Below are 21,384 nucleotides of genomic sequence, written 5' to 3'. Positions count from 1 at the left end.
CCCTCAACGGGGGCGTCTCTCTTTAGCTCTAACGATTGGATGGGAAAAATGAAACGTTTGGAAGGAAAAAGCGCCCTTATCACCGGTTCTGCCAGAGGCATCGGGAGAACGTTCGCGCAAGCCTATATCCGCGAAGGCGCTACGGTCGCGATCGCAGACATCAACCTGGAACGGGCGCAAGCCACCGCTGCCGAGATGGGGCCGAATGCCTATGCGGTCGAGATGGACGTGACCGATCAGCAATCCATCGACGGTGCCATCGCTGCGGTTATCGCGACCACAGGCAAGCTCGATATCCTGATCAACAACGCGGCACTGTTTGATCTCGCGCCGATTACCGAGATTTCTCGCGACAGCTACGAACGGCTGTTCTCGATCAACGTTTCCGGCACCCTGTTCACGCTGCAGGCCGCGGCCAAACAGATGATCAGCCAGGGCCACGGCGGCAAGATCATCAATATGGCCAGTCAGGCCGGTCGGCGCGGTGAAGCGCTTGTCGCGGTGTATTGCGCGACCAAAGCCGCGGTGATCAGCCTCACGCAATCGGCCGGCCTCAATCTCATCCCCCATAACATCAACGTGAACGCCATCGCGCCGGGCGTGGTGGACGGTGAGCATTGGGATGGTGTCGATGCGCTGTTCGCCAAATATGAAAACCGGCCGCTCGGGGAAAAGAAAAGGCTGGCGGGTCAGGAAGTACCCTATGGACGCATGGGCACGGCAGATGATCTTGTCGGTATGGCGATCTTCTTGGCATCGGCCGAGAGCGATTACATCGTGGCGCAGACCTATAACGTCGATGGCGGCAACTGGATGAGCTGACTGGCCCCAGGAACAGGGCCAGCCAATGCCTCAAAGACGAAAACGATCCACCGATTGCGAGAGCTGGCCCGCCAATGTAGACAGCTCATCGGTGGTCGAGGCGGTCTGGTTGATGACCTTGCTGTTGCCTTCGGACATGCCGGCAATCATTTCCACCTGATGGGCGATTTCGTTACTGGCCAGGCTCTGTTCACCGATCGTGCGGCTGATGTCATTGACCAGCTCAGTGGTGCTGAGCGTGGCCTGGAGGATTTCGCGGATGGCGCGCTCGACATCGGCGGTCACCGCCATGCCTTTGTCGACCTGCGCGACGCCCGCCTCCATGCTGGTGACCGCCTCACGGGTGCTTTGCTGAATGCGCGCGACCATGGTGGCGATTTCCTGGGTGGAGGCGCTGGTGCGGCCCGCCAGGCTGCGCACCTCATCGGCCACCACAGCAAAGCCACGGCCCTGCTCACCGGCGCGAGCGGCCTCGATGGCGGCGTTAAGTGCCAACAGGTTGGTTTGGTCGGCGATGCCCTTGATCACCTGAATGATGCTGAAAATCCCCTCGGACTCCTTGTCCAGTGTGCGGATCACCTGTGCCGACTGCTGCGCCGAACGCGCAATACCGTCCATGTCGCTGACCACCTGATGGATCACGCGACCGCCGTCCTTGGCCAGCTCCTCGGCCTGGTTGGCCATGTCCAGTGCACGCTCGGCATGTCGGGTGATTTCCTCGATGCTCGCGGTCATTTCGCTGGCCGCCGCGGCCATGGTGCTGGCGGCGACGCTTTGTTGCTGGCTGCTGCCCGCGACCTTATGGCAGCCGCTGCTCAACTGCTGACTCATGCCACTGACGCCATGGGCGTTGCTGCGAACCACCTCGATCATCCCGCGCAGATCGCGCTGCATGGTCGCCAGGCTGCGAATCAAGGTGCTGGCTTCGTCCGTGCGGGTGGGTTCGACAATAGGTTCGCTCAAGTTGCCATGGGCGATGCTCTCGGCAATGCGACTGGCGATCTGCAACGGCCCCATGATGCTCAGGATCACCCAGCGCCCCTGGGCGAGCAGCAGTAACAAACTGGCGATGAGGACGGTGCCGAGGGTGAAGTTGGCGCTGCTGATGGCTTGCGCAGTGCCTGCGCTGGTCTGTTGGGTGTTGGTTTCGATCAGCTCGCTGAGGGCGGCCATCTGGTCTTCCAGTTGGCTGAACACGTTATTGAACGTGCCCAGTTGCTGTTGCGCGGTATCCGGATTATCCAGCGCCAGCGCGACAATGCGTTCGGCGGTACTGATGTACGTATCGAGGCTGGGCTTGATCTTGTCCAGCGCTGCCTTGAGGGTATCGTTGACCGGCAGCTTGAGGTTGTCACCGAGCATCTCGCGAAAATGCGCCGCATGTTCTTCGAGGGAGCTGCGCACCTCAGCCTTGCTGCTGGTGCTTTTGCCCAACCCGACCAGCATCGCCGACAGTACATCCGCGCGCAGCGCATCGTGCATCATGTCGGCTTCGAGGTGGTTGCGCAGCGCGGTCATGCTGACCTCGCTGTCACTCACCGCTTCAGTCATCCGGGTATTTCCCAGATAGCTGACCAGGCTCACGATCAGGGCGGTGAGCAAACTGGTGCCGATCAACAAAAACAAACGCAACTTTATGGACATTTGATAATTCCCCTGGCGGCATCTGCATGGTCGGCTGACTTGCTTTGCTCTTGGGGTTATCGACTGTTCCAACCAGTTACTTAGGCCTATTTCCATTTGAGCCGGTTTTTACGACCTGCGGTATGCCCTGTCGCGTTTGATCTTGTGATCGGTCCCGCAGCGTCCTCAGTGCCCGCGAATGTAGTGCTCCAGTTGCCGAATCAAATCCGCCTGCTCGACGATGGCTTCCTTGACCAGATCGCCAATCGACAACAGCCCGATCAGTTCACCGCTCTCAAGCACGGGCAGATGGCGCAAATGGCTGTCGGTCATGACCGCCATGCAGCGCTCGATGCTCTGCTGACTGTCGGCGGTCACCACCGGCGCGCTCATGATCTCGCGCACCGGTGTACCGACCGAAGAACGGCCCTGTAGCACCACCTTGCGCGCATAGTCGCGCTCGCTAATGACACCGACCACCTGCCCGTCTTCAATGACGGGCAACGCGCCGACGTTCTTCTCGGCCATCATTTTCAGGGCGTCGAGGACCATCTGGTCCGGTGCGATGCTGTGCACCTGCTGGTTTTGCACGACTTTCAGTTTGAGCAACTGTGCGGCTGTCTTCATCAACGTTCTCCGATACGGTTCAGAGCGGCGATCAAGCCGCTGCGACTTCCACGATGCCGGCGTTCAGGCGCACCGGCCATACCCGCAGGCGCTGCTCCGGGTATTCCAGGCAACTGCCGTCCTCAAGACGGAAATGCTGCTTGTAGATCGGCGAAGCAACCACCAGATCACCCTTGAGGCTGCCGATCAGTCCGCGGCCGATGACGTTCGCGCCGGATTGCGGATCATGGTTGTCGATGGCGTAGAGGGTGCGACCTTCGGCCTGCGGCAGGTAGAACAGCGCCACCTGCGCGCCGTCGAGCCAGACCACGACGCCGGAGTTGCTGACCAGATCCTGCTGACTGCACACCGCCTGCCAGGCCTGAGCATTGGCCGCGGTTGCAGGGATTTCGACACGCTGGGTAGTGGACTGGCTCATCAGGCATTCTCCTCGGTGACAGGGATAAGGTTGAGTTCGGCGGCCATGATCGGCCGGCGCTGACCGCGCTCCTGAACAAAATGGATGTCCGGGTCCGGGCGTTGATCGTTGACGAAGGTGCGGAAGCGCTTGAGTTTTTCCGGGTCTTTGAGGGCGTTGGCCCATTCGCATTCGTAGCGGTTGACCACCAGTTGCATCTGCGATTCGAGTTCCGCGCCAAGGCCCAGGCTGTCGTTGATGACCACGTCCTTGAGGTAATCCAGGCCGCCCTCCAGGCTTTCGCGCCAGACCGAGGTGCGCTGCAATTTGTCGGCGGTGCGGATGTAGAACATCAGGAAGCGGTCGATGTAACGGATCAGGGTTTCATCGTCCAGGTCAGTGGCGAACAGCTCGGCGTGGCGTGGGCGCATGCCGCCGTTACCGGCCACGTAGAGGTTCCAGCCGTTCTCGGTGGCGATCACGCCCACGTCTTTGCTCTGCGCCTCGGCACATTCACGGGTGCAGCCGGAGACCGCGAACTTGAGTTTGTGCGGCGAGCGCAGGCCTTTGTAGCGATCCTCGAGGGTCAGGGCCATTTTTACGCTGTCCTGCACGCCGTATCGGCACCAGGTGCTGCCGACGCACGACTTCACCGTGCGGGTCGATTTGCCATAGGCGTGCCCGGTTTCGAAACCGGCCTCAATCAGCTCGGACCAGATGTCCGGCAACTGATGCAACTGCGCGCCGAACAGGTCGATCCGCTGGCCGCCGGTGATTTTGGTGTAGAGGTCGTATTTCTTCGCCACCACGCCAATCGCGATCAGCTTGTCAGCCGTGATCTCGCCCCCGGCGATGCGCGGCACCACCGAATAGGTGCCGTTTTTCTGCATGTTGGCCATGAAGGTGTCGTTGGTGTCCTGCAACGGCACCAGCGAGGCATCCATGATCGGCTGATTCCAGCACGAGGCGAGGATCGAGCCCACCGCCGGTTTGCACACGTCGCAACCGGTGTGACCACGGCCGTGCTTGGCCAGCAGTTCTTCGAAGGTGATCACCCCTTCTACCCGCACCAGCGCATAAAGCTCCTGACGGGTGTAGGCGAAGTGTTCGCACAGGCTCTTGTCGACACTGACGCCACGGGCAATCAACTCGTGTTCGAACACTTGCTTGAGCAGGCCTGCGCAACCACCGCAACCGGTGCAGGCCTTGGTCTGCGACTTGAGCAGGCCCAAGTCGGTGCAACCACCGTCGATGGCCGAGCAGATCGAGCCCTTGGTGACGTTATGGCACGAGCAAACGGTCGCCGACTCAGGCAGCGCGCCCGGGCCCAGGGTTGGCGCGCCGGTGGACGATGGCAGAATCAGGCTGGCGGGTTCCGACGGCAAGGCAATACCGTTCTGCATGTATTGCAGCAAGGTGTCGTAATAGCTGTTGTCGCCGACCAGCACTGCGCCGAGCACGCGTTTGCTGTCAGCATCCACCACCAGGCGACGGTAGCTGGCCGTGGCTTCATCGATGAACTGATAACTGCGCGCCCCCGGGGTCTGGGCGTGAGCATCGCCGATGGAGCCGACATCGACGCCGAGCAGTTTGAGCTTGGTCGACATGTCGGCGCCCTGAAACGGCTCCGCCACTTGATTGCACAGCAGCGTCGCGACGCCACGGGCCATCTGATAACCGGGCGCGACCAGACCGAAGAGGCTGCCGTTCCAGGCGGCACACTCGCCGATGGCGTAAATATTCGGATCGCTGGTCAGGCACTGATCGTCAATCACCACGCCGCCACGCGGACCGATGTCCAGCGCACATTGGCGGGCCAGCGCGTCTTGCGCGCGGATGCCGGCAGAGAACACGATCAGGTCGGCTTCCAAAAATTCGTCGTTGGCAAAATTCATCCGATAACGGTATTCCTCGCCGGCACTGATCGACTGCGTGCCACGGGACAGATGCACACCCACGCCGAGCCGCTCGATTTGTGCCTTCAGCGCCAGGCCACCCTGCTCGTCCAACTGCACCGGCATCAGGCGTGGGGCAAATTCCACCACATGCGCTTCCAGGCCCAGGCTTTTCAAAGCATTGGCCGCTTCCAGACCGAGCAGGCCACCACCGACTACTACGCCACGCCGGGCATTGGCGGCCGCGGCACGAATCGCGTCGAGGTCTTCCAGGGTGCGATAGACCAGGCGCGAGTCACCTTCCGCACCTTCAATAGGCGGCACGAAGGGATAAGACCCGGTGGCCAGGACCAGTTTGTCGTAAGCGACGCAACCTTGCGCGGTGATCACCTGGCGTCGCGCTCGGTCGATTTCCAACACCGGCACGCCCAGATGCAGAGTGACGCCCGGCGTCTGGTACAGAGAGGCTTCGCCCAGGGCCAGCGACTCGGCATCGCGACCACCGAAATACTCGGACAGATGCACCCGGTCGTAGGCGCGCATCGGCTCTTCGCTGAAGACATGCAGGCGATAGTGGTCAAGGGCGCCGCGCTCGATGAGCTGCTCGACACAATGATGTCCGACCATGCCATTGCCGATCACGATCAGTGTTTGCAGTTTGTTCAACGCGGCAACATTGGAATTCATAGTAAGCACCCAGCCAAAGCCAATCACGGTTAAAAAAGCAAAAAAAACGCCTGAAACCTCTCGGTTTCAGGCGTCTTTGCCTGTTCTTCGCGGTGTTCGACCTGGCGCCTTCGCCGGATCCACCGATGTTGCCCACGACCTGCTCGGCCGGTCGATCTTCGTTGATCGAGTGGGCTGCCCATCTGTTTTCGATGGACCTGAGGGGATCAATGCAGCCTTTGTGCCAGTCCGCGGTGTATGACTTCCTCAGTTCTGGAAAACCGGCCTCTGAACGATGGGGAAATGTGATAAAGACACCGGCCCACGCGGGTCTCATCGGGCGCGAGCCAACTTTGCAGGCCCCTGCGAGCGGGTGGGCGGACGTTGGAGCTGAAGGAAGGAATAGCTCAGGAAACCGCTTCGCACTGGTGCACGGTGTCAGGCATGGCTCTGTAAAAGTGCATGCGGCTACGTTCTATTTGGGCTTAGTCCCGCGAGCAATGCCAGTCAGTTAAGCGCGAATCCCTGTGGGAGCGAGCCTGCTCGCGATAGCGGTGGATCAGTCAATATTGATGCTGAATGTTCCGCCGTCATCGCGAGCAGGCTCGCTCCCACAGGTTTCCTCAACATTGCCGGAATGCGCGTGTTTAAAAGCCCTGAAGGTTACTTCCTGAAAGCTACAAGATCTTGCGCCGTTGCCTACGCTTACGCCAGAATCCGCCGGCTTGTGCGCCTTGGGGTTGCTCGGTAACTTGAGTCCTGTCACTGCCCATCAGTGATCGGGTTTAGCAGCCTGGGGTTACAAGCAAGGTGCACAAGCTGTTGTCAGTCAGGCATTCCCATGCCTGCACTTGATGGTGGTTGTGCGCAGGGCGCCTTCGGGCGCGCCGGCTTTGCTAGCTTCCCCGGTCTGCTAACCTGCGTACAGCTGCCTCCCTCTCGTTTAGCAGCAGGAGGGCGGCACCCAATCAGAGAAGCCAGCTTATGTTCAAAGTTACGCCCAACCCACCGGACACAGATCCGATATCCCCCTACGAACCCAATTCAAACAAACTCAACGAGGCCGCCGAACGGGCCCTCGATTATCACCTCAACACGATTGCCGACATCAAAGCCACCGCGCGTAAACCCAGCAAGCTGTTTTCCGTGGCCCCAGAGGCGACTACCGAAACCCTGGCGGTTTTTTTGGTCGAGACGCTGGCCTCGGTCGATGTGATGGTCCATCAGTTGGTGGATCATCTGGAGGGTGAGTCGCGTCACGCCCTGCTGGGCATTTCCAACAGCATCATGGTGGCGGAGATCACCGCGAACCGGGTGCTGGATCACATTAATACGCCTGAGTAGGTATGGGCTGTTGTGGTGAGTGAGTTACCGACGCAGGGTTGTGCAGTGATCCTTTTTTGGGGTCGCTGCGCGCCCCAGCGGGAGCAAGCTCCCTCGCCACAGGTTTCTCGGTGCCATTCGGGCAAGCGTCAATGCCGGTAAGTCAAGCACTTGAACACCGCGGTCCTTGTGGGAGCGAGCCTGCTCGCGATAGCGGTGGATCAGCCAATATCGATGCTGAATGTTCCGCCGTCATCGCGAGCAGGCTCGCTCCCACAAGTTTGCGCACCTTAACTTACCGGCATTCAGGCAAGCGTTGCCTTCAGCAGCATCGCGTACTTGTAATTTTCATGTATCCCGAGGCCGCGACCTTTTGGCGCATGACCGGCGGGCCATCGATTGAGCGCCATAGCGCAACAGTTTGTTAACATCCGTGCGCTTTTTTTCGTCTGATTGATCAGCCACTGTAGATTCCCGGTCGCTACACAGGATGCTTTTTTCCATGAGTACGTTGTATACCCGTCGCACGGTCCTGCAAGGCATGAGCCTGTTGAGCCTTGGCCTGCTCGCCGGCTGCGATGACAGCAGCAAGCTGTCGTTCAAGTACGGCAAGGACCTCAGCGACAAGATCATGGGGCGCACCTTCAAACTCAAGGACGCCCAGGGCGAAACCCGGATGCTGGGCAGCTACCGTGGCCTGATGCCGATGGTTTTTTTCGGTTTCACCCAATGTCCGGCGGTTTGCCCGACGACGCTGGCCCGTGCGGCACAGGCGAAAAAACTGATGGGCCGCGATGGCGAACGCCTGCAAGTGATCTTCATCACCCTGGACCCCGAACGCGATACGCCGCAAATGCTCGACGCCTACGTCAAAGCCTTCGATCCGAGTTTCGAGGCGTTGCACGGTACGCTGGAAGAAACCGCCGCCACCGCCAAGGAGTTCGGTGTGTTTTTTGAAAAGATCCCGAGCGGCTCGACCTATACCCTCTCCCACACCGCGACCAGCTTCGTTTTCGACTCCCGAGGCACTTTGCGCCTGGGGCTGTCCGCGTCCCTTACCGCTCAAGAGTGTGCAGAAGACCTGCTCACCGTCATGGAGGTCTGCTGATGACTTCGATCTACGCACCACGTATTAAACAGCTGACCCTGGGCCTTTTCCTGATCGGCATGGCCTGGCAGGTGTCCGCTCAAACCCAGGTGAACGACGCCTGGGTCCGCGCGACAGTGGCCGGCCAGCATTCGACCGGCGCCTTCATGACCCTGCAGGCCGACAGCGACAGCAAATTGCTCAGCGTGCAGTCGCCGGTCGCGAACACCGTGCAAATTCACCAATCCAGCATGAAAGACGATGTGATGAGCATGAGCCAGGTCGAGTCCGTCGCGCTGCCGGCCGGCAAACCGGTGAGCTTTGATCCCCATGGCTACCACATCATGCTGATGGACCTGACGACTCAGGTTAAGGAAGGCGACAAAGTGCCGCTGACCCTGACCGTGGAAAACGCCAAGGGCGAAAAAGAGACGATCAAGGTTGACGCCGAGACTCGGGCGCTCGGTATGCACGATCACAGCAAGATGCATTGAGAGGCTCAATCCCGGCCTGTCCGAACGCCGGTGTTGCGGCGGTGTTCGGCTCGCGCTGAGAATTATCAGCGACACTTCGTAAATAACGAATTATTGGTAAAGAATATTCGATTTTTCTTCGCCGCAATCTCCCCGCTAGCATGACCCTGTCGGCTCCAGAACAAGTCCAGACAGGGAGAACGACATGCAACCCCTGAACATCGGTGAACTCTGGATGTGGGTCACCTTCATTGCCTTCGTCATCGCCATGCTGGCTTTGGATCTGTTTGTTTTCGGCGGGCGCAAGGCGCATCGGGTATCGGTGCGCGAGGCGTCTAGCTGGGTGATTGCGTGGAGTGCGCTAACGCTGACCTTCGCGGGATTGCTCTGGTGGTACTTGAATGGCGAGTTCGGGCCCGAGATCGCCCAGCGCAAAATCCTCGAATTCCTCACGGGCTATTTGATCGAACAGTCGCTGTCGATCGACAACATGTTTGTCTTCGTGATGATTTTCAGCTACTTCGCCGTACCTGCGGAGTTACAGCGTCGAGTGTTGCTGTACGGTGTGCTCGGGGCCATCGTGATGCGTGGGGTGATGATTCTCGCCGGTGTGTGGCTGGTGTCGCAGTTCGCGTGGTTGTTGTATGCGTTCGGTGTGTTCCTGATCATCACCGGAATCAAGATGCTGGCATTCGCCCATCAGCGGCCTGACCTCAATAAAAACCCCTTATTGCGCTGGATACATAGCCATCTGCGCGTCACCGACGAGTTTCGTGGCGATCGCTTTTTTGTGATGAAAGATGGTCGGTACTGGGCGACGCCGATGTTTCTGGTGCTGGTGCTGATCGAGGCGAGCGATCTGATGTTTGCGGTCGACAGTATCCCGGCAATCTTCGCCATTACCACCGACCCGTTCATTGTGTTCACCTCGAACATTTTCGCGATCATGGGCCTGCGCGCCTTGTACTTTTTGCTGGCCGACATGGCTGACCGCTTCCACCTGCTCAAATACGGTTTGGCGATCGTGCTGGTGTTCATCGGCGCCAAGATGACGCTGATGCCGTGGCTTCACATGCCGGTTGAATGGTCGCTGGCCGTTGTCGGCGGGATCATACTGACTTCGGTGCTGTTGAGTCTGATCTTGACCCGCAAGGAGGATCAAATGCGCTCCCTGTAGGAGCTGCCCACGATCCCTTGCCTGTCTTATCTTCCGGTGTTGCGGTGGTATTGGCCTGCCCTCAACTGGTAGCCTGTACGTCCCTGCCTGCATGTCTCTGATGGATCATCGGCGCGCGAAGACGCCGCGATGATCACTGCCCCCTTTTTAATCAGACAACGGTGACTCTTTTGACCAGCAGCACCCCCGCATTTGCCCGTGACATCGACGGCAAAGCCATCTCTGCCCAGGTTCTCGACGAAGTCCGGGAAGAAGTTCTGGCCCTGGCCGGCCAGCAAATCTATCCCGCCCTTGCGGTCCTGTTGGTCGGTGACGACCCGGCCAGCCACGTTTATGTGCGCAACAAACTGCTGCGCGCCAAGGAAGTCGGTATCCGCTCCCTTGAATACCGCCTGCCGGAAACCGCCAGCCAGACCCAGGTTCTGGAGCTGATTGCGCAACTCAACGCCGATCCCACGGTGACCGGCATCCTGGTGCAATTGCCCTTGCCGGACTCTATAGATGAGCAGGCAGTGATTCATGCCATCGACCCGATCAAGGACGTGGACGGTTTTCATCGGGAAAACGTCGGTGGGCTGGTGCAAGGCATGGAGGTCCTGACCCCGTGCACGCCCAGTGGCTGCATGCGCCTGCTGCACGAGACCTGCGGTGATGACTTGAGCGGCTTGCACGCGGTGGTCATCGGCCGTTCGAACATTGTCGGCAAACCGATGGCGACCTTGTTGTTGCAGGCCAACTGTTCGGTCAGCGTGGTGCATTCGCGCAGTGTCGACGCCCCGGCGTTGTGCCGGTTGGCGGATATCGTGGTTGCGGCGGTGGGCCGGCCAGAGTTGATCGACGCCAGTTGGCTCAAGCCCGGTGCGGTGGTGATCGATGTCGGTATCAACCGCATCGCCAGCGAATCCGGCGATCGTCTGGTGGGCGATGTCGACTATGCCAGCGCCCGCACCGTCGCCCGGGCGATCACCCCGGTGCCGGGTGGCGTCGGGCCGATGACCATTGCCTATCTGCTGAAAAACACCCTGATCGCCAGCCAGTTGCAACGCGCCGCCCAAGCCCGCGGGCAGCAACCTGTGGACGACTTGGCGTTGAACTGACACAAACGCACACGGCCCACTTCAAAGTGGGCCGTATCGGTAATACCAGTCAGGCGCGGAACCTGTGGGAGCGGGCTTGCTCGCGAAAGCGGTATGTCAGGCGACATCAGTGTTGGATGTGCTGACGCCTTCGCGAGCAAGCCCGCTCCCACAGGGATTGTGCTTGGCCGTTACTTCCCGGCGTGCAGCACCTGTGCTTGCGGCATCGCCGAAGAGTGATGGTTGAGAATCTTCCACTGCCCGCCAACCTGTTCATAGACGAAGGTGTAGCGCGCCTGCACTTGACGAGTCTTGCCATCGGCCTCGGTCAGGAAAAAGGTATAGACGCCGCTGTCCATCGCCACATTGGCGCCCAATGGACGGATCTCACGGTAGTTGATCTGGCCCACCGGCTTGAGCGCCATGAAGTGATCGAAGTAGTCCTTGATCTGTGCCGGCGTGGTGCGCACCTTGTTGGAAACCGTCGGCTGCAACACGGCGTTCGGCGCATACAGGTCGACCACGCTCTGAACATTGCCGCTCTTCAACGCGCTATTCCACTGGTCGAACAATGCGGCGATTTCGCGATCCTTCACATTGGCCGGCTGTTCGGCCACGCTGCTGTAAACGTAAGGCACTGCCTCCAGTGCCTGGGCCAACGGGGCGGTCAGGGCGAACAACAGGGCGATGGTTGAGGTCTTGAATTTCATTGCGCGATTCCAATGGTGGTCGATGGCCACACTGTGCCGCTCGGAACGTCGCCCGCCATCGGCCAACCGGAGTCATTTGCCTATGCCATTCGGCAGATAGCGCCCTGCCCCGTCAACAAGGTTTAATGACGCCCCAGCCCGAACGGGCGTGCCCGCCGGAATCCGCCCATGCAAAACACTGATCATGACCCCGGTAGCGCCCTGGCCATTCGCACCCAGTATCGGCAATCGCAAAGTCGCGCCGCGCGGCTGCGGCTGCTGGTGGATACCGGCCAGGAGCTGACGCAACTGGCCCCCGCAGCCATGCGTCAACGGGTGCTGCAACGGGCCTGTGCCTTCCTGGCGATGGACCACGCGTTACTGCTGGAATGGGACGTGGATGCGCAGGTCAAGACCACCGCCAGTCACGGTAGCCGTGATCGTTTACACAGCCTCGAGCGTCTCGCCGATACGGCGATGTGCTCCCCGCAATGGCAGGAACAGCCGAGCGCGGTTCTGCCCAATGTGCTGCGGGTGCCTCTGCGCGGCGGCGATGGCGCGGCCTTCGGTGCGTTGGTACTGGCCAACAGCGTCAGCATCAGTGCACCGGACACCGAGGACCTCGAATCCCTGCAATTGCTCGCCACCCTGCTGGCCGCGCACCTGGAAAACCAGCGGTTGCTGGATGCACTGGTGGCCCGCGAGCGCACCATGTCCGATCTGGTCCACAGGCTGTTCAGGGCACAGGAAGACGAACGCAAACGCATGGCTTACGACCTGCACGACGGCCTGGCGCAAACCCTCGCCGGGCTGCATCAGCGCCTGCAAGGTTTTGCCGGCCGCTGCCCGCCACTGCCCGACGAACTCAGCGCAGACTTACAGACGATTCTTGCACTGGCCCAGCACTGTGTCGGTGAAGGCCGGCAACTGATCAGCGGCCTGCGCCCGACGGTACTCGACGACTTTGGCTTGCTGAAGGCGGTCGACAAAGAAGCGGATCGCCTGCGTGACGCCGGGATCAAAGTGAACTGGAGCACGCGTTGCGAAGCACGTTTGCCCAGCCAGGTGGAGATCGCCCTGTTCCGGATTGCCCAGGAAGGCATTAACAACATTCTCAAACATGCGCAGGCCAGCCATGTCGTCCTTGCGCTGGAACTGCACGAAGGACTGGCCTCGCTACGGCTGGACGACAACGGCAAAGGTTTTGCCATGGAACAACGACTCGACACCTGCGGCGCCCGGCACTTGGGGCTCGCGGCGATGAAGGAGCGCGCAAGCCTGCTGGGCGGCGATTTCACTTGCGTCAGCCATCTGCATGGCGGGACGCAACTGCGTGCCACCGTACCCTCCGACCTCAATGGAACAGCTCAATGACTGAAGTTTTACGTCTGGTTCTGGCGGACGATCATGAGGTCACCCGAACCGGTTTCGTCGCGCTGCTGGCCGGCCATCCGCAATTCGAAGTGGTCGGCCAGGCCCGCGATGGCCAGGAAGCGGTAGACGTGTGCGAACGTCTGCTACCCGACATCGTCATCCTCGACATTCGCATGCCCGTGCTCAATGGGTTGGGCGCGGCGCGGATTCTTCAGCAGCGCCTGCCGGCCCTGAAAGTGGTGATCTTCACCATGGACGACAGCCCGGATCACCTGGAAGCGGCGATGAATGCCGGTGCCGTGGGTTACCTGCTCAAAGACGCCAGCCGCAATGAAGTGATTGACGCCCTGCAACGCGTCGCCGCGGGCGAGGAAGCCCTCAATAGCGCGGTCAGCGCCCGCCTGCTGCGGCGCATGACCGAACGCAACGCCAGTGGCGCCGCGCCTGCCGAAACCTTGACCGCCCGCGAACGCCAGGTCCTCGGGCTGGTAGCCAGCGGCTTCAGCAATCGTGAAATCGGCGAAGAACTCGGTATCACCACGGGCACGGCCAAAGCCCACGTGGAACGGGTCATCGGTAAACTCGGCGCCGCCGACCGAACCCAGGCGGCCGTTCGTGGCATGGCCCTGGGGCTGGTGACCCAGTCATGAAGGTTTCAAATGCTCGACGCTGGGCCGATCTGCCATTACGCGGCAAAGCCCTCGTGGTGATTTCCCTGCCGTTGGTCATCCTGTTGCTCTCGCTGGTGCTGATCTACATCACCGAACGCCAGACCGCACGCGCGGAAGAGGACGTGCGCCGGGTGCTGCTGGTACAAGGCGACATTCAGGCCGTGCATACCCTGCTCGCCGAGGCCGCCGCCAGCGTGCGCGGCTATCTGCTGACCCGCCGCGAGGATTTCCTGCCGGGTTATCGACAAGCCAAGCCCTTGATCGAATCAGCCCTGCGACGGCTCGACAGCAACGTTCGCGATGAGCGGGTGCGCAAACATCTGGAGGCGATCACCCCGTTGATCGAGACCAAGGTCGAGGGTCTGGTTGAACTGCTTGACGATCGCAGCGCCACACCCGAGTCGATTACCACCATCCTGATCAACAACAAGCATATCCTCGACGAATTGCGTGAACGCATCAGCGCCATGCGTACCCTCGAGGATACGTTGCTGGCCGAGCGTACCGCGGCCGCTGCCTCCACTCGACAGCGGTTGTTGTTCTCCACCCTGCTGGCCGCGGCCTGCGGGTTGTTCGGCGCCATCGTGGCGGTACTGTTTCTGTCCAAGGGCATCGTCGCCCGGGTCAAACAGGTCCAGGGCAACGCACAACGACTGGCACTCGGTCAGCCGTTACTGCCGCAACCGCCGGAGAATGACGAGATTGGTCAATTGGGCACGCGCCTGGTCGAAGCCGGATTGTTGCTGGCTGAACGTGAACGGGCGTTGCGCGACAACGAAGAGCGTCTGCGGCTGATCATCGACGGCGTGAAGGACTACGGTATTTTCGCCCTCGACACACAGGGCTTCGTCACCAGCTGGAATGCGGGCGCCGAACGGATCAAGGGCTACACCGAACAGGAAATCGTCGGCCAGCATTTTTCGGTGTTTTATCTGTCGCAAGAATGCCCGCAGCATCCCGACATGGCGCTGCGCGAGGCCACTCGCGACGGTCATTACATGGAAGAGGCCTGGCGTTGCCGCAAGGATGGCAGCCGCTTCTGGGCCAGCGTGGTGATTACCGCGCAATACGACAGCAGTGGCGCCCTGCGCGGATTTTCCAAGATCACCCGCGACATCACTGATCGCCGTGCGGCCGAGATAGCGCTGAGCACCGCACGGGAAGAAGCCGAACGCGCCAGCCGCGCCAAAAGCGAATTCCTGTCGCGCATGAGCCACGAACTGCGTACCCCGCTCAACTCCATTCTCGGCTTCGCACAACTGTTGGACATGGACTCACCCAAGGGCCAGCGGGCACAGATCGGTCACATCCTGCGGGCCGGACAACACCTGCTGACCCTGATCAACGAGGTGCTGGACATCGCCAAGATCGAAGCCGGGCGCCTGCCACTGAACGTTGAAGCCGTGCCCTTGGCGGTGGTGCTGCAAGAAGCCCTGACGCTGGTTTCCCCCATGGCTTGCGACGCCGGCATCCAATTGGTCGATTTGCCGATGCTGGCCGCTGACAGCGGGATCGTCGCCGATCGGCAACGCCTGGTTCAGGTGCTGCTGAACCTGTTGTCCAACGCGATCAAATACAACCGGCCCCGGGGCCAGGTGCACATCGAAGTCAGGGTTATTCAACAGCGAATTGCCGTGTCAGTCTGCGATACCGGCAAGGGCATTGCGGCCGATCGACTGGAGCAACTGTTCAAGCCATTCGAGCGTCTGGAGACCGATCCGAACGTGGAAGGCACCGGCCTGGGCCTGGCTTTGAGCAAGAGTCTGCTGGAAATGATGAACGGCAGCCTGACCGTCAAAAGCCAGCCTGGCGAAGGCGCAAGTTTCACCCTGGAACTGCCCTTCGTGCGCCTGCAGCCAATCACCGAGCCACCGGTTGCACGAATCAGTCACCCAACGGTCACAGCCGCCCTCACCGCCCCCGATTACCTGGGCAAAGTGCTGTGCATCGAAGACAATCTCTCGAGCCTGGCCCTGATCGAAACCCTGCTGCAACGGCGACCGCACATCCAATTGCTCTCAAGCATGCAGGGGCAAATGGGTCTGGACCTGGCCCGTCAACATGCGCCGCAGCTGATCTTGCTCGACGTGGCGCTGCCGGATCTGGATGGTTTCAATGTGCTGCAACGCTTGCGTCAGTCGTCCGTCACCCGTGCCATTCCCGTGCTGATGATCACCGCCGATGCCAGTGACCTCACGCATCTGGCCTTGCTGGAAGCGGGAGCGACGGCGGTGCTGACCAAGCCGATTAACATCCCTTCATTCCTCGCCCATCTTGACCAGCATCTACCGGAGCCCGTGTGAACACCGACCTGCGCATTCTGATCATCGACGACCAGCGGCCCAACCTCGACTTGATGGAGCAGTTGCTTGTCCGCGAAGGGCTGACCAATGTACTGAGCAGTACCCAGCCGCTGCGAACCCTGGACCTGTTCAACAGCTTCGAGCCTGACCTGGTAATTCTCGACCTGCACATGCCGGAGTTCGACGGCTTTGCCGTACTGGAACAACTCAACCGGCGCATCCCGAGCGGCGAATACCTGCCGATCCTCGTGCTCACCGCCGACGCCACCCGCGATACCCGCCTGCGCGCGCTGGCCCTGGGCGCCAAAGACTTCATCAGCAAGCCACTGGACGCCCTGGAAACCATGCTGCGCGTCTGGAACCTGCTCGAAACCCGCGCGCTGTATAAAGCCTTGCGTACTTTGGTCCCGGCGGATCAGATCGAGTTGCTGCGCCAGTTAAAGCCGCACCCAGTTAGCTGACTGAAGGGGCGGAATCACTGACGCTTTGCTACTGAACGTCAGGTCACGGGGCTGGCTCGGTATTTTGGCGACCGGTTGTAGAAAGCCCAGCAAGGCCTGCTGGGTATCATTCCAGGCCGTCGGGTGTTCCATATCGAGGAAGTGCCCGGCGTTCTTGATGGTCTGAAATTGAGCCTGACGGCTATGAGCGCCAAAAAGACGGGCGTCTTCCACCGAGGTGTACTCATCCCGTTCGCCGTTGATAAACAGCAGCGGAACTTCGATGGCATCGGCACAGGAAACGTAGCAATGAGTGTCCTGAGTCAGCACTTCGTTGACGTGAAAATGCATCTGCCGGTATTCGTGTTCGTCAAGGCTGCTGACATGGCGTTCGTTGAAACGCTTGAACAGCGACGGCAGATGCTTGCCGATCGTGCTGTTGATCAAGCGCCCGACATTGCGCCGATCACAGGCCTGGAGGAAGTGCCGGCCACTCTCCAGATAATCGCGCATCGGCGTATTGATTCGCGCCGCGAATGAACTGATCACCGCTTTTTCGATTCGTCGTGGGTGCTGGGCCAGCGCCAACAAAGTCGCCGCGCCGCCCCAGGAAAAGGACAGCACATGCTGCGCCCGAAAGTGCTCGATCAACTCCAGCAATATTTCGGCTTCGTCTTCCTTGCGGATCGGCAGGTCATGCTGGTTGTGTTGTTTCGATTGACCGGCGTAGGGCTGATCGTAGAGGACTACATTGAAGCGTGGCCGCAGGTAGCGCACCGTTTGGGCAAAAGATGCGGTCGTTGCCAGCGAGCCGTTGACCAGAATAATGGTCTTGTCGGCGGTGGCGTTGAGGTAATGCTCGGTATAAACCCTGTACTTCTTACCAATCTGGACGATCGCAGTTTTCAACGTCATTTCATTCTATTCCTTGAACAAATTGGATCAGACACACAGCTTGATTGACCGTCCGGCTTCCTCCGGGCAAGCCTGACAGCACAAACCAGCGACAACGGTACAAGGGCGCTGAGATGAACGCTATGACCAACAAGTCACAAACCGACCAATGGCTCAGTCAAGCAGAGTTTCTTCCGTTTGCAAGTATGCAAATTCGAAATTGACGGCCCTGACGCACTGCTGACATCCGCCTATGATTGTTCATTGCCCCCGTCTTTTCATATCAGGGCCTTGCTCTTCCCGCCCCTCCCATCCAATGAGGAGTTGAAAGATGTCGCTGACGCTTTACTACCATCCACTGGCGTCGTTCTGTCACAAGGTACTCATCGCGCTCTACGAAAACGGCATCGAATTCGAGAGAAGAATCATCGATCTCGGTGACCCTGCCGACAGCGCAGAACTTCAGGCATTGTGGCCAATCGGAAAGTTTCCAATAATTTTTGACGCTGTTCATCAGCTGAACCTGCCGGAGTCCAGCATCATCATCGAGTACCTGGATAGACGATTTCCAGGCACGCACAATCTGGTTCCAGACGATTGGGAGACCGCGCTGGAAGTCCGATTATGGGATCGCTTTTTCGACCATTATGTACAAGTGCCGATGCAACAGATTGTCAGTGATCGGCTACAGGCGACCAACGGCGATTTGACCAAAGAGCGATCCATGCTGAAAACGGCCTACAACATGCTTGAACGCCGGATGGCATCCAGAATCTGGGTGGCCAGCCCGGCCTTCAGCATGGCCGATTGCCCCGCTGCCCCAGCACTTTTCTATGCCAGGACGCTCGTGCCATTTCCCGATGACTACGGCCACTTGCGTGCCTATTTCGAGAGGTTGGTACAGAGACCATCATTTCAACGGGTGATTGACGAAGCAAGGCCGTGGTTTTCGTTCTATCCGTTTGCGGAGGCCCTCGAGCAACGGTTTCGCCAGGCGCCGGACAACGCATGATCCGCGTCCATAGGCTTCGCGCCTGATACCAGTCGGTACGAAGCGCGAAGGACAGTCACCGATTTGTTCGGGAATACGCGATCAAAAACGCGGTTTGATCGTCTTCCACTCCGGCTTGTAACGCTGCATCTGTTTCACGTCATCGCGCTGACGAATGCCGCAGCTCAGGTATTGATCATGCAGCTTGCCCAGTTGATCGTGATCCAACTCAAGACCCAACCCAGGCGCACGGGTGATTTTCACGCAGCCATCGACGATGGATAGCTTGCCGCCCTTGATCACCTCTTCGTCCGGTTCCTGCCAGGGGTAATGAGTGTCGCAGGCGTAATCGAGATTGGGCACTGAAGCGGCGACATGTGCCATGGCCATCAGGCTGATGCCCAGGTGCGAATTGGAGTGCATAGACACGCCAAGGCCGAAGGTGTCGCACATTTTTGCCAACGCCTGGGTGTCCCGCAGACCACCCCAGTAATGATGGTCGGCGAGCACGATCTGCACGCTGTTCAGGGCCACACTGCGGCGAAACTCATCAAAATCCGTGACCACCATATTGGTCGCCAGCGGCAGACCGGTGCGTTTGTGCAATTCGGCCATACCGTCGAGGCCCGGTGTCGGGTCTTCGTAATATTGCAGGTCATCACCCAGCAGCTCTGCCATGCGGATCGAAGTCTCCAGCGACCAGTTGCCGTTCGGATCGATGCGCAACGGGTAACCGGGAAAGGCCTTTTTCAGCGCCTTGATGCACGACACTTCGTGCTCCGGCGGCAGTGCCCCAGCCTTGAGTTTGATGCTCTTGAAACCGTAGGCCTCGATCATGCGGCGGGCCTGGGCGACGATCTGCTCTTCGTTCAGCGCCTCGCCCCAGCTGTCCGGTTTGTACGGTGAATCGATGTGTTGCGCGTACTTGAAGAACAGATAGGCGCTAAACGGCACTTCATCACGAATCGCCCCGCCCAGCAGGTCCACCAGCGGCACGTTCAGGGAATGCGCCTGTAGATCGAGAAACGCCACTTCAAACGCCGAATACGCGTTGCTCACCGCTTTGCTGGCGTGAGAGCCGGGCGCCAGTTCCGCACCGGCGATGCTCTGGGTTTTGTTCGCCGCCACGGTGGCCTCCACGATGGCGCGCAACTGATTGAGGTTGAACGGGTCGAGACCGATCAGCTGACTTTGCAATTGCTGTTGAATCGCCAGTGCCGGGGCGTCGCCGTAGCTTTCGCCCAAACCGATGTAGCCATTGTCGCTCTCGATCTCGATGATCGAGCGTAACGCGAAGGGTTCGTGAATACCGCTGGCATTGAGCAGCGGCGGATCGCGAAAGGCGATGGGGGTGACGGTAACGCGTTTGATTTTCAAGAGGCAGCTCCCTTTGGCTCGGTATTCAAGGCTTGATGACTGACAGAATTTTTTGCGGCTGCGGCGTCGACCGGTTTACCGGTGAGCGAGCTGCGCGTGTCGCCACGCGGTGCAGTACGGGCAAAAAAGATCACCACGGCCGCGACCAGCGAAGTCGCCGCCAGGCCGTACAAACCGCCTTCGATGGAGCCGGTGGTCTGCTCCAGGAAACCGAACGCGGTCGGCGCTACGAAACCGCCTAGATTGCCGATGGAGTTGATCAAAGCCAGCACTGCCGCAGCGATACGCGCATCCAGATAGCCCTGGGGAATTGGCCAGAACAAAGCCGAAGCCGCCTTGAAACCAATGGCCGCAAAACAGATGGCGACGAAGGCAAAGATCGGCCCGCCGGTGGTTGACATGAACATGCCGAACGCGGCAATCACCAATGTCACGGCCACCCAGGCCTGTTGGTATTTCCATTTACTGGCCATGGCGGCGAAGCCATACATCGCCAGAATGGAGATGATCCACGGGATCGAGTTGAACAGGCCGACCTGAAAGTCGCCGAGGTTGCCCATCTTCTTGATCATGCTGGGCAGCCAGAACGTGGCGCCATAAATCGTCAGGGCGATGGAGAAGTAGATAAAGCAGAACAGGGCGATCTGCCGATCGGCGAGCAATTTGAACATCGACGGTTTAACTGTCTGCACGGCTTCGCGAGCCTGCTGTTCCAGGTCAATGGCGCTTACCAGTGCATCCCTTTCTTCGGCGCTCAGCCATTTCGCCTCGCGTGGATGGGATTGCAGCCAGAACCAGACAAACCCACAGAGCACGATGGAAGCAAAACCTTCAATCAGGAACATCCACTGCCAGCCATGCAAGCTGAGACCGCTGACGTGCAGCAGCGCGCCGGATACCGGCCCGGAAATCACCGAGGCAATGGCTGAACCGCTCAGGAAGATCGCCATGGCCTTGCCCCGCTCGGTCGACGGTAGCCATTGGGTGAAGTAATAAATGATACCGGGGAAAAAACCCGCTTCGGCGGCGCCGAGAATGAAGCGCAGCACATAAAAGCTGGTTTCGCCGCGCACGAAGGCCATGGCCATCGCCGCCGCGCCCCAGGTGAACATGATGCGCGTCAGCCAGGCGCGGGCACCGTAGCGTTGCAGCAACATATTGGAAGGCACTTCGAAGATCGCGTAACCGATGAAAAACAGCCCGGCACCCAAGCCATAGGCCGCGGCGCCAATGCCCAGGTCGGTTTCCAGGTGGCTGCGCACGAAGCCGATGTTGACCCGGTCGATGTAGTTGACGATGAACATCACCACGAACAGCGGCAGTACGTGACGCTTGACCTTGGCCGCTGCTCGGGCGAGGACGGTCGGGTCCGGCGGACTCTTATAGGTATTCAAGGGGCGACTCCCGTTCATTGTTTTTTTAGGGGAGAACCGATCATGGACGCGCCTATTGATCCCGTCTAATCTAACTTGGCACTCG

Annotated in this window: 19 protein-coding genes and 1 pseudogene; 11 read left to right on the top strand and 9 right to left on the bottom strand. The window is 59.7% G+C overall.

The window, feature by feature from the left end:
- The first annotated feature begins 48 nt into the window (after positions 1 to 48).
- Positions 49 to 822 (top strand): L-iditol 2-dehydrogenase, encoded by a 774-nt coding sequence (locus ACZ9IM_RS17930; protein ID WP_476224611.1) that lies wholly within the window; start codon positions 49 to 51, stop codon positions 820 to 822.
- A 30-nt stretch (positions 823 to 852) separates the two neighbouring features.
- Here the strand turns inward: ACZ9IM_RS17930 and ACZ9IM_RS17925 are convergent, their stop codons facing one another.
- The 5 genes and pseudogenes from ACZ9IM_RS17925 to nirB form a co-directional block, all read right to left on the bottom strand.
- Complete coding sequence (locus tag ACZ9IM_RS17925; protein WP_476224650.1) at positions 853 to 1,578, bottom strand: methyl-accepting chemotaxis protein; 726 nt, start codon at positions 1,576 to 1,578, stop codon at positions 853 to 855.
- Positions 1,579 to 1,710: 132 nt separating this feature from the next.
- Positions 1,711 to 2,466: pseudogene (locus tag ACZ9IM_RS17920) on the bottom strand (MCP four helix bundle domain-containing protein); the annotation flags it as partial.
- Positions 2,467 to 2,631: 165 nt separating this feature from the next.
- Positions 2,632 to 3,072: a CBS domain-containing protein gene (locus ACZ9IM_RS17915; protein WP_008071340.1), complete on the bottom strand. Its 441-nt coding sequence runs from the start codon at positions 3,070 to 3,072 to the stop codon at positions 2,632 to 2,634.
- Positions 3,073 to 3,103: 31 nt separating this feature from the next.
- Positions 3,104 to 3,490: a nitrite reductase small subunit NirD gene (gene nirD / locus ACZ9IM_RS17910; protein ID WP_476224610.1), complete on the bottom strand. Its 387-nt coding sequence runs from the start codon at positions 3,488 to 3,490 to the stop codon at positions 3,104 to 3,106.
- Positions 3,490 to 6,051, bottom strand: a complete 2,562-nt coding sequence (gene nirB / locus ACZ9IM_RS17905) for a nitrite reductase large subunit NirB (protein WP_476224609.1) — start codon at positions 6,049 to 6,051, stop codon at positions 3,490 to 3,492. Before nirB ends, nirD begins: the two co-directional genes overlap by 1 nt.
- A 963-nt stretch (positions 6,052 to 7,014) precedes the next feature.
- On the opposite strand from nirB, the gene ACZ9IM_RS17900 reads away from it, so the two are divergent.
- The 5 genes from ACZ9IM_RS17900 to ACZ9IM_RS17880 all read left to right on the top strand — a co-directional run bounded on the left by ACZ9IM_RS17900 (position 7,015) and on the right by ACZ9IM_RS17880 (position 11,187).
- Positions 7,015 to 7,374: a DUF6124 family protein gene (locus tag ACZ9IM_RS17900; RefSeq protein WP_476224608.1), complete on the top strand. Its 360-nt coding sequence runs from the start codon at positions 7,015 to 7,017 to the stop codon at positions 7,372 to 7,374.
- A gap of 481 nt (positions 7,375 to 7,855) precedes the next feature.
- Complete coding sequence (locus tag ACZ9IM_RS17895; RefSeq protein ID WP_008013467.1) at positions 7,856 to 8,461, top strand: SCO family protein; 606 nt, start codon at positions 7,856 to 7,858, stop codon at positions 8,459 to 8,461.
- On the top strand, positions 8,461 to 8,934 hold the full coding sequence (locus ACZ9IM_RS17890) for a copper chaperone PCu(A)C (RefSeq protein WP_476224607.1): 474 nt from the start codon (positions 8,461 to 8,463) through the stop codon (positions 8,932 to 8,934). The genes ACZ9IM_RS17895 and ACZ9IM_RS17890 overlap by 1 nt, the downstream gene beginning before the upstream one ends.
- 184 nt (positions 8,935 to 9,118) lie before the next feature.
- Positions 9,119 to 10,090, top strand: coding sequence for a TerC family protein (locus ACZ9IM_RS17885; RefSeq protein WP_476224606.1), 972 nt, complete (start codon positions 9,119 to 9,121; stop codon positions 10,088 to 10,090).
- A gap of 170 nt (positions 10,091 to 10,260) precedes the next feature.
- Positions 10,261 to 11,187 (top strand): bifunctional 5,10-methylenetetrahydrofolate dehydrogenase/5,10-methenyltetrahydrofolate cyclohydrolase, encoded by a 927-nt coding sequence (locus ACZ9IM_RS17880; protein ID WP_427628138.1) that lies wholly within the window; start codon positions 10,261 to 10,263, stop codon positions 11,185 to 11,187.
- Between the two features lie 170 nt (positions 11,188 to 11,357).
- Here ACZ9IM_RS17880 and ACZ9IM_RS17875 read toward each other — a convergent pair whose 3' ends face one another.
- The gene (locus ACZ9IM_RS17875; protein WP_305426835.1) at positions 11,358 to 11,876 is read right to left on the bottom strand and encodes an SgcJ/EcaC family oxidoreductase; all 519 of its coding nucleotides are present in this window, start codon (positions 11,874 to 11,876) and stop codon (positions 11,358 to 11,360) included.
- A 168-nt stretch (positions 11,877 to 12,044) separates the two neighbouring features.
- Between ACZ9IM_RS17875 and ACZ9IM_RS17870 the strand changes: the two genes are divergently transcribed.
- Genes ACZ9IM_RS17870 through ACZ9IM_RS17855 form a run of 4 tightly spaced genes read left to right on the top strand, consistent with a single transcriptional unit; the run spans position 12,045 to position 16,664 of the window.
- Positions 12,045 to 13,229 (top strand): sensor histidine kinase, encoded by a 1,185-nt coding sequence (locus ACZ9IM_RS17870; protein WP_476224605.1) that lies wholly within the window; start codon positions 12,045 to 12,047, stop codon positions 13,227 to 13,229.
- Positions 13,226 to 13,879 (top strand): response regulator, encoded by a 654-nt coding sequence (locus ACZ9IM_RS17865; RefSeq protein WP_192344584.1) that lies wholly within the window; start codon positions 13,226 to 13,228, stop codon positions 13,877 to 13,879. The genes ACZ9IM_RS17870 and ACZ9IM_RS17865 overlap by 4 nt, the downstream gene beginning before the upstream one ends.
- Positions 13,876 to 16,203 carry an ATP-binding protein gene (locus tag ACZ9IM_RS17860; protein WP_476224604.1) on the top strand — a complete coding sequence of 776 codons (2,328 nt, stop codon included), beginning with the start codon at positions 13,876 to 13,878 and terminating at the stop codon, positions 16,201 to 16,203. Before ACZ9IM_RS17865 ends, ACZ9IM_RS17860 begins: the two co-directional genes overlap by 4 nt.
- A complete protein-coding gene (locus tag ACZ9IM_RS17855) occupies positions 16,200 to 16,664 on the top strand; it encodes a response regulator (protein WP_123494785.1) in 465 nt (154 codons plus the stop codon). The genes ACZ9IM_RS17860 and ACZ9IM_RS17855 overlap by 4 nt, the downstream gene beginning before the upstream one ends.
- On the opposite strand, the gene ACZ9IM_RS17850 is transcribed toward ACZ9IM_RS17855, so the two are convergent.
- Positions 16,641 to 17,558 carry an alpha/beta fold hydrolase gene (locus ACZ9IM_RS17850; protein ID WP_476224603.1) on the bottom strand — a complete coding sequence of 306 codons (918 nt, stop codon included), beginning with the start codon at positions 17,556 to 17,558 and terminating at the stop codon, positions 16,641 to 16,643. The genes ACZ9IM_RS17855 and ACZ9IM_RS17850 overlap by 24 nt on opposite strands.
- Positions 17,559 to 17,868: 310 nt before the next feature.
- Between ACZ9IM_RS17850 and ACZ9IM_RS17845 the strand changes: the two genes are divergently transcribed.
- Entirely contained in the window at positions 17,869 to 18,549 is a 681-nt protein-coding gene (locus tag ACZ9IM_RS17845; protein WP_476224602.1) for a glutathione S-transferase family protein, read from the top strand.
- Between the two features lie 81 nt (positions 18,550 to 18,630).
- On the opposite strand, the gene ACZ9IM_RS17840 is transcribed toward ACZ9IM_RS17845, so the two are convergent.
- Together ACZ9IM_RS17840 and ACZ9IM_RS17835 are read right to left on the bottom strand one after the other, a co-directional pair.
- Positions 18,631 to 19,905, bottom strand: a complete 1,275-nt coding sequence (locus ACZ9IM_RS17840; RefSeq protein WP_476224601.1) for a glucarate dehydratase family protein — start codon at positions 19,903 to 19,905, stop codon at positions 18,631 to 18,633.
- Positions 19,902 to 21,299: an MFS transporter gene (locus ACZ9IM_RS17835; RefSeq protein ID WP_476224600.1), complete on the bottom strand. Its 1,398-nt coding sequence runs from the start codon at positions 21,297 to 21,299 to the stop codon at positions 19,902 to 19,904. Before ACZ9IM_RS17835 ends, ACZ9IM_RS17840 begins: the two co-directional genes overlap by 4 nt.
- Positions 21,300 to 21,384: the final 85 nt, after the last annotated feature.

The sequence above is a fragment of the Pseudomonas sp. TE12508 genome (genome assembly GCF_056279485.1).
The sequence above is the reverse complement of the archived record's forward strand: the minus strand, read 5'-3'. Positions and strand labels throughout refer to the sequence as shown.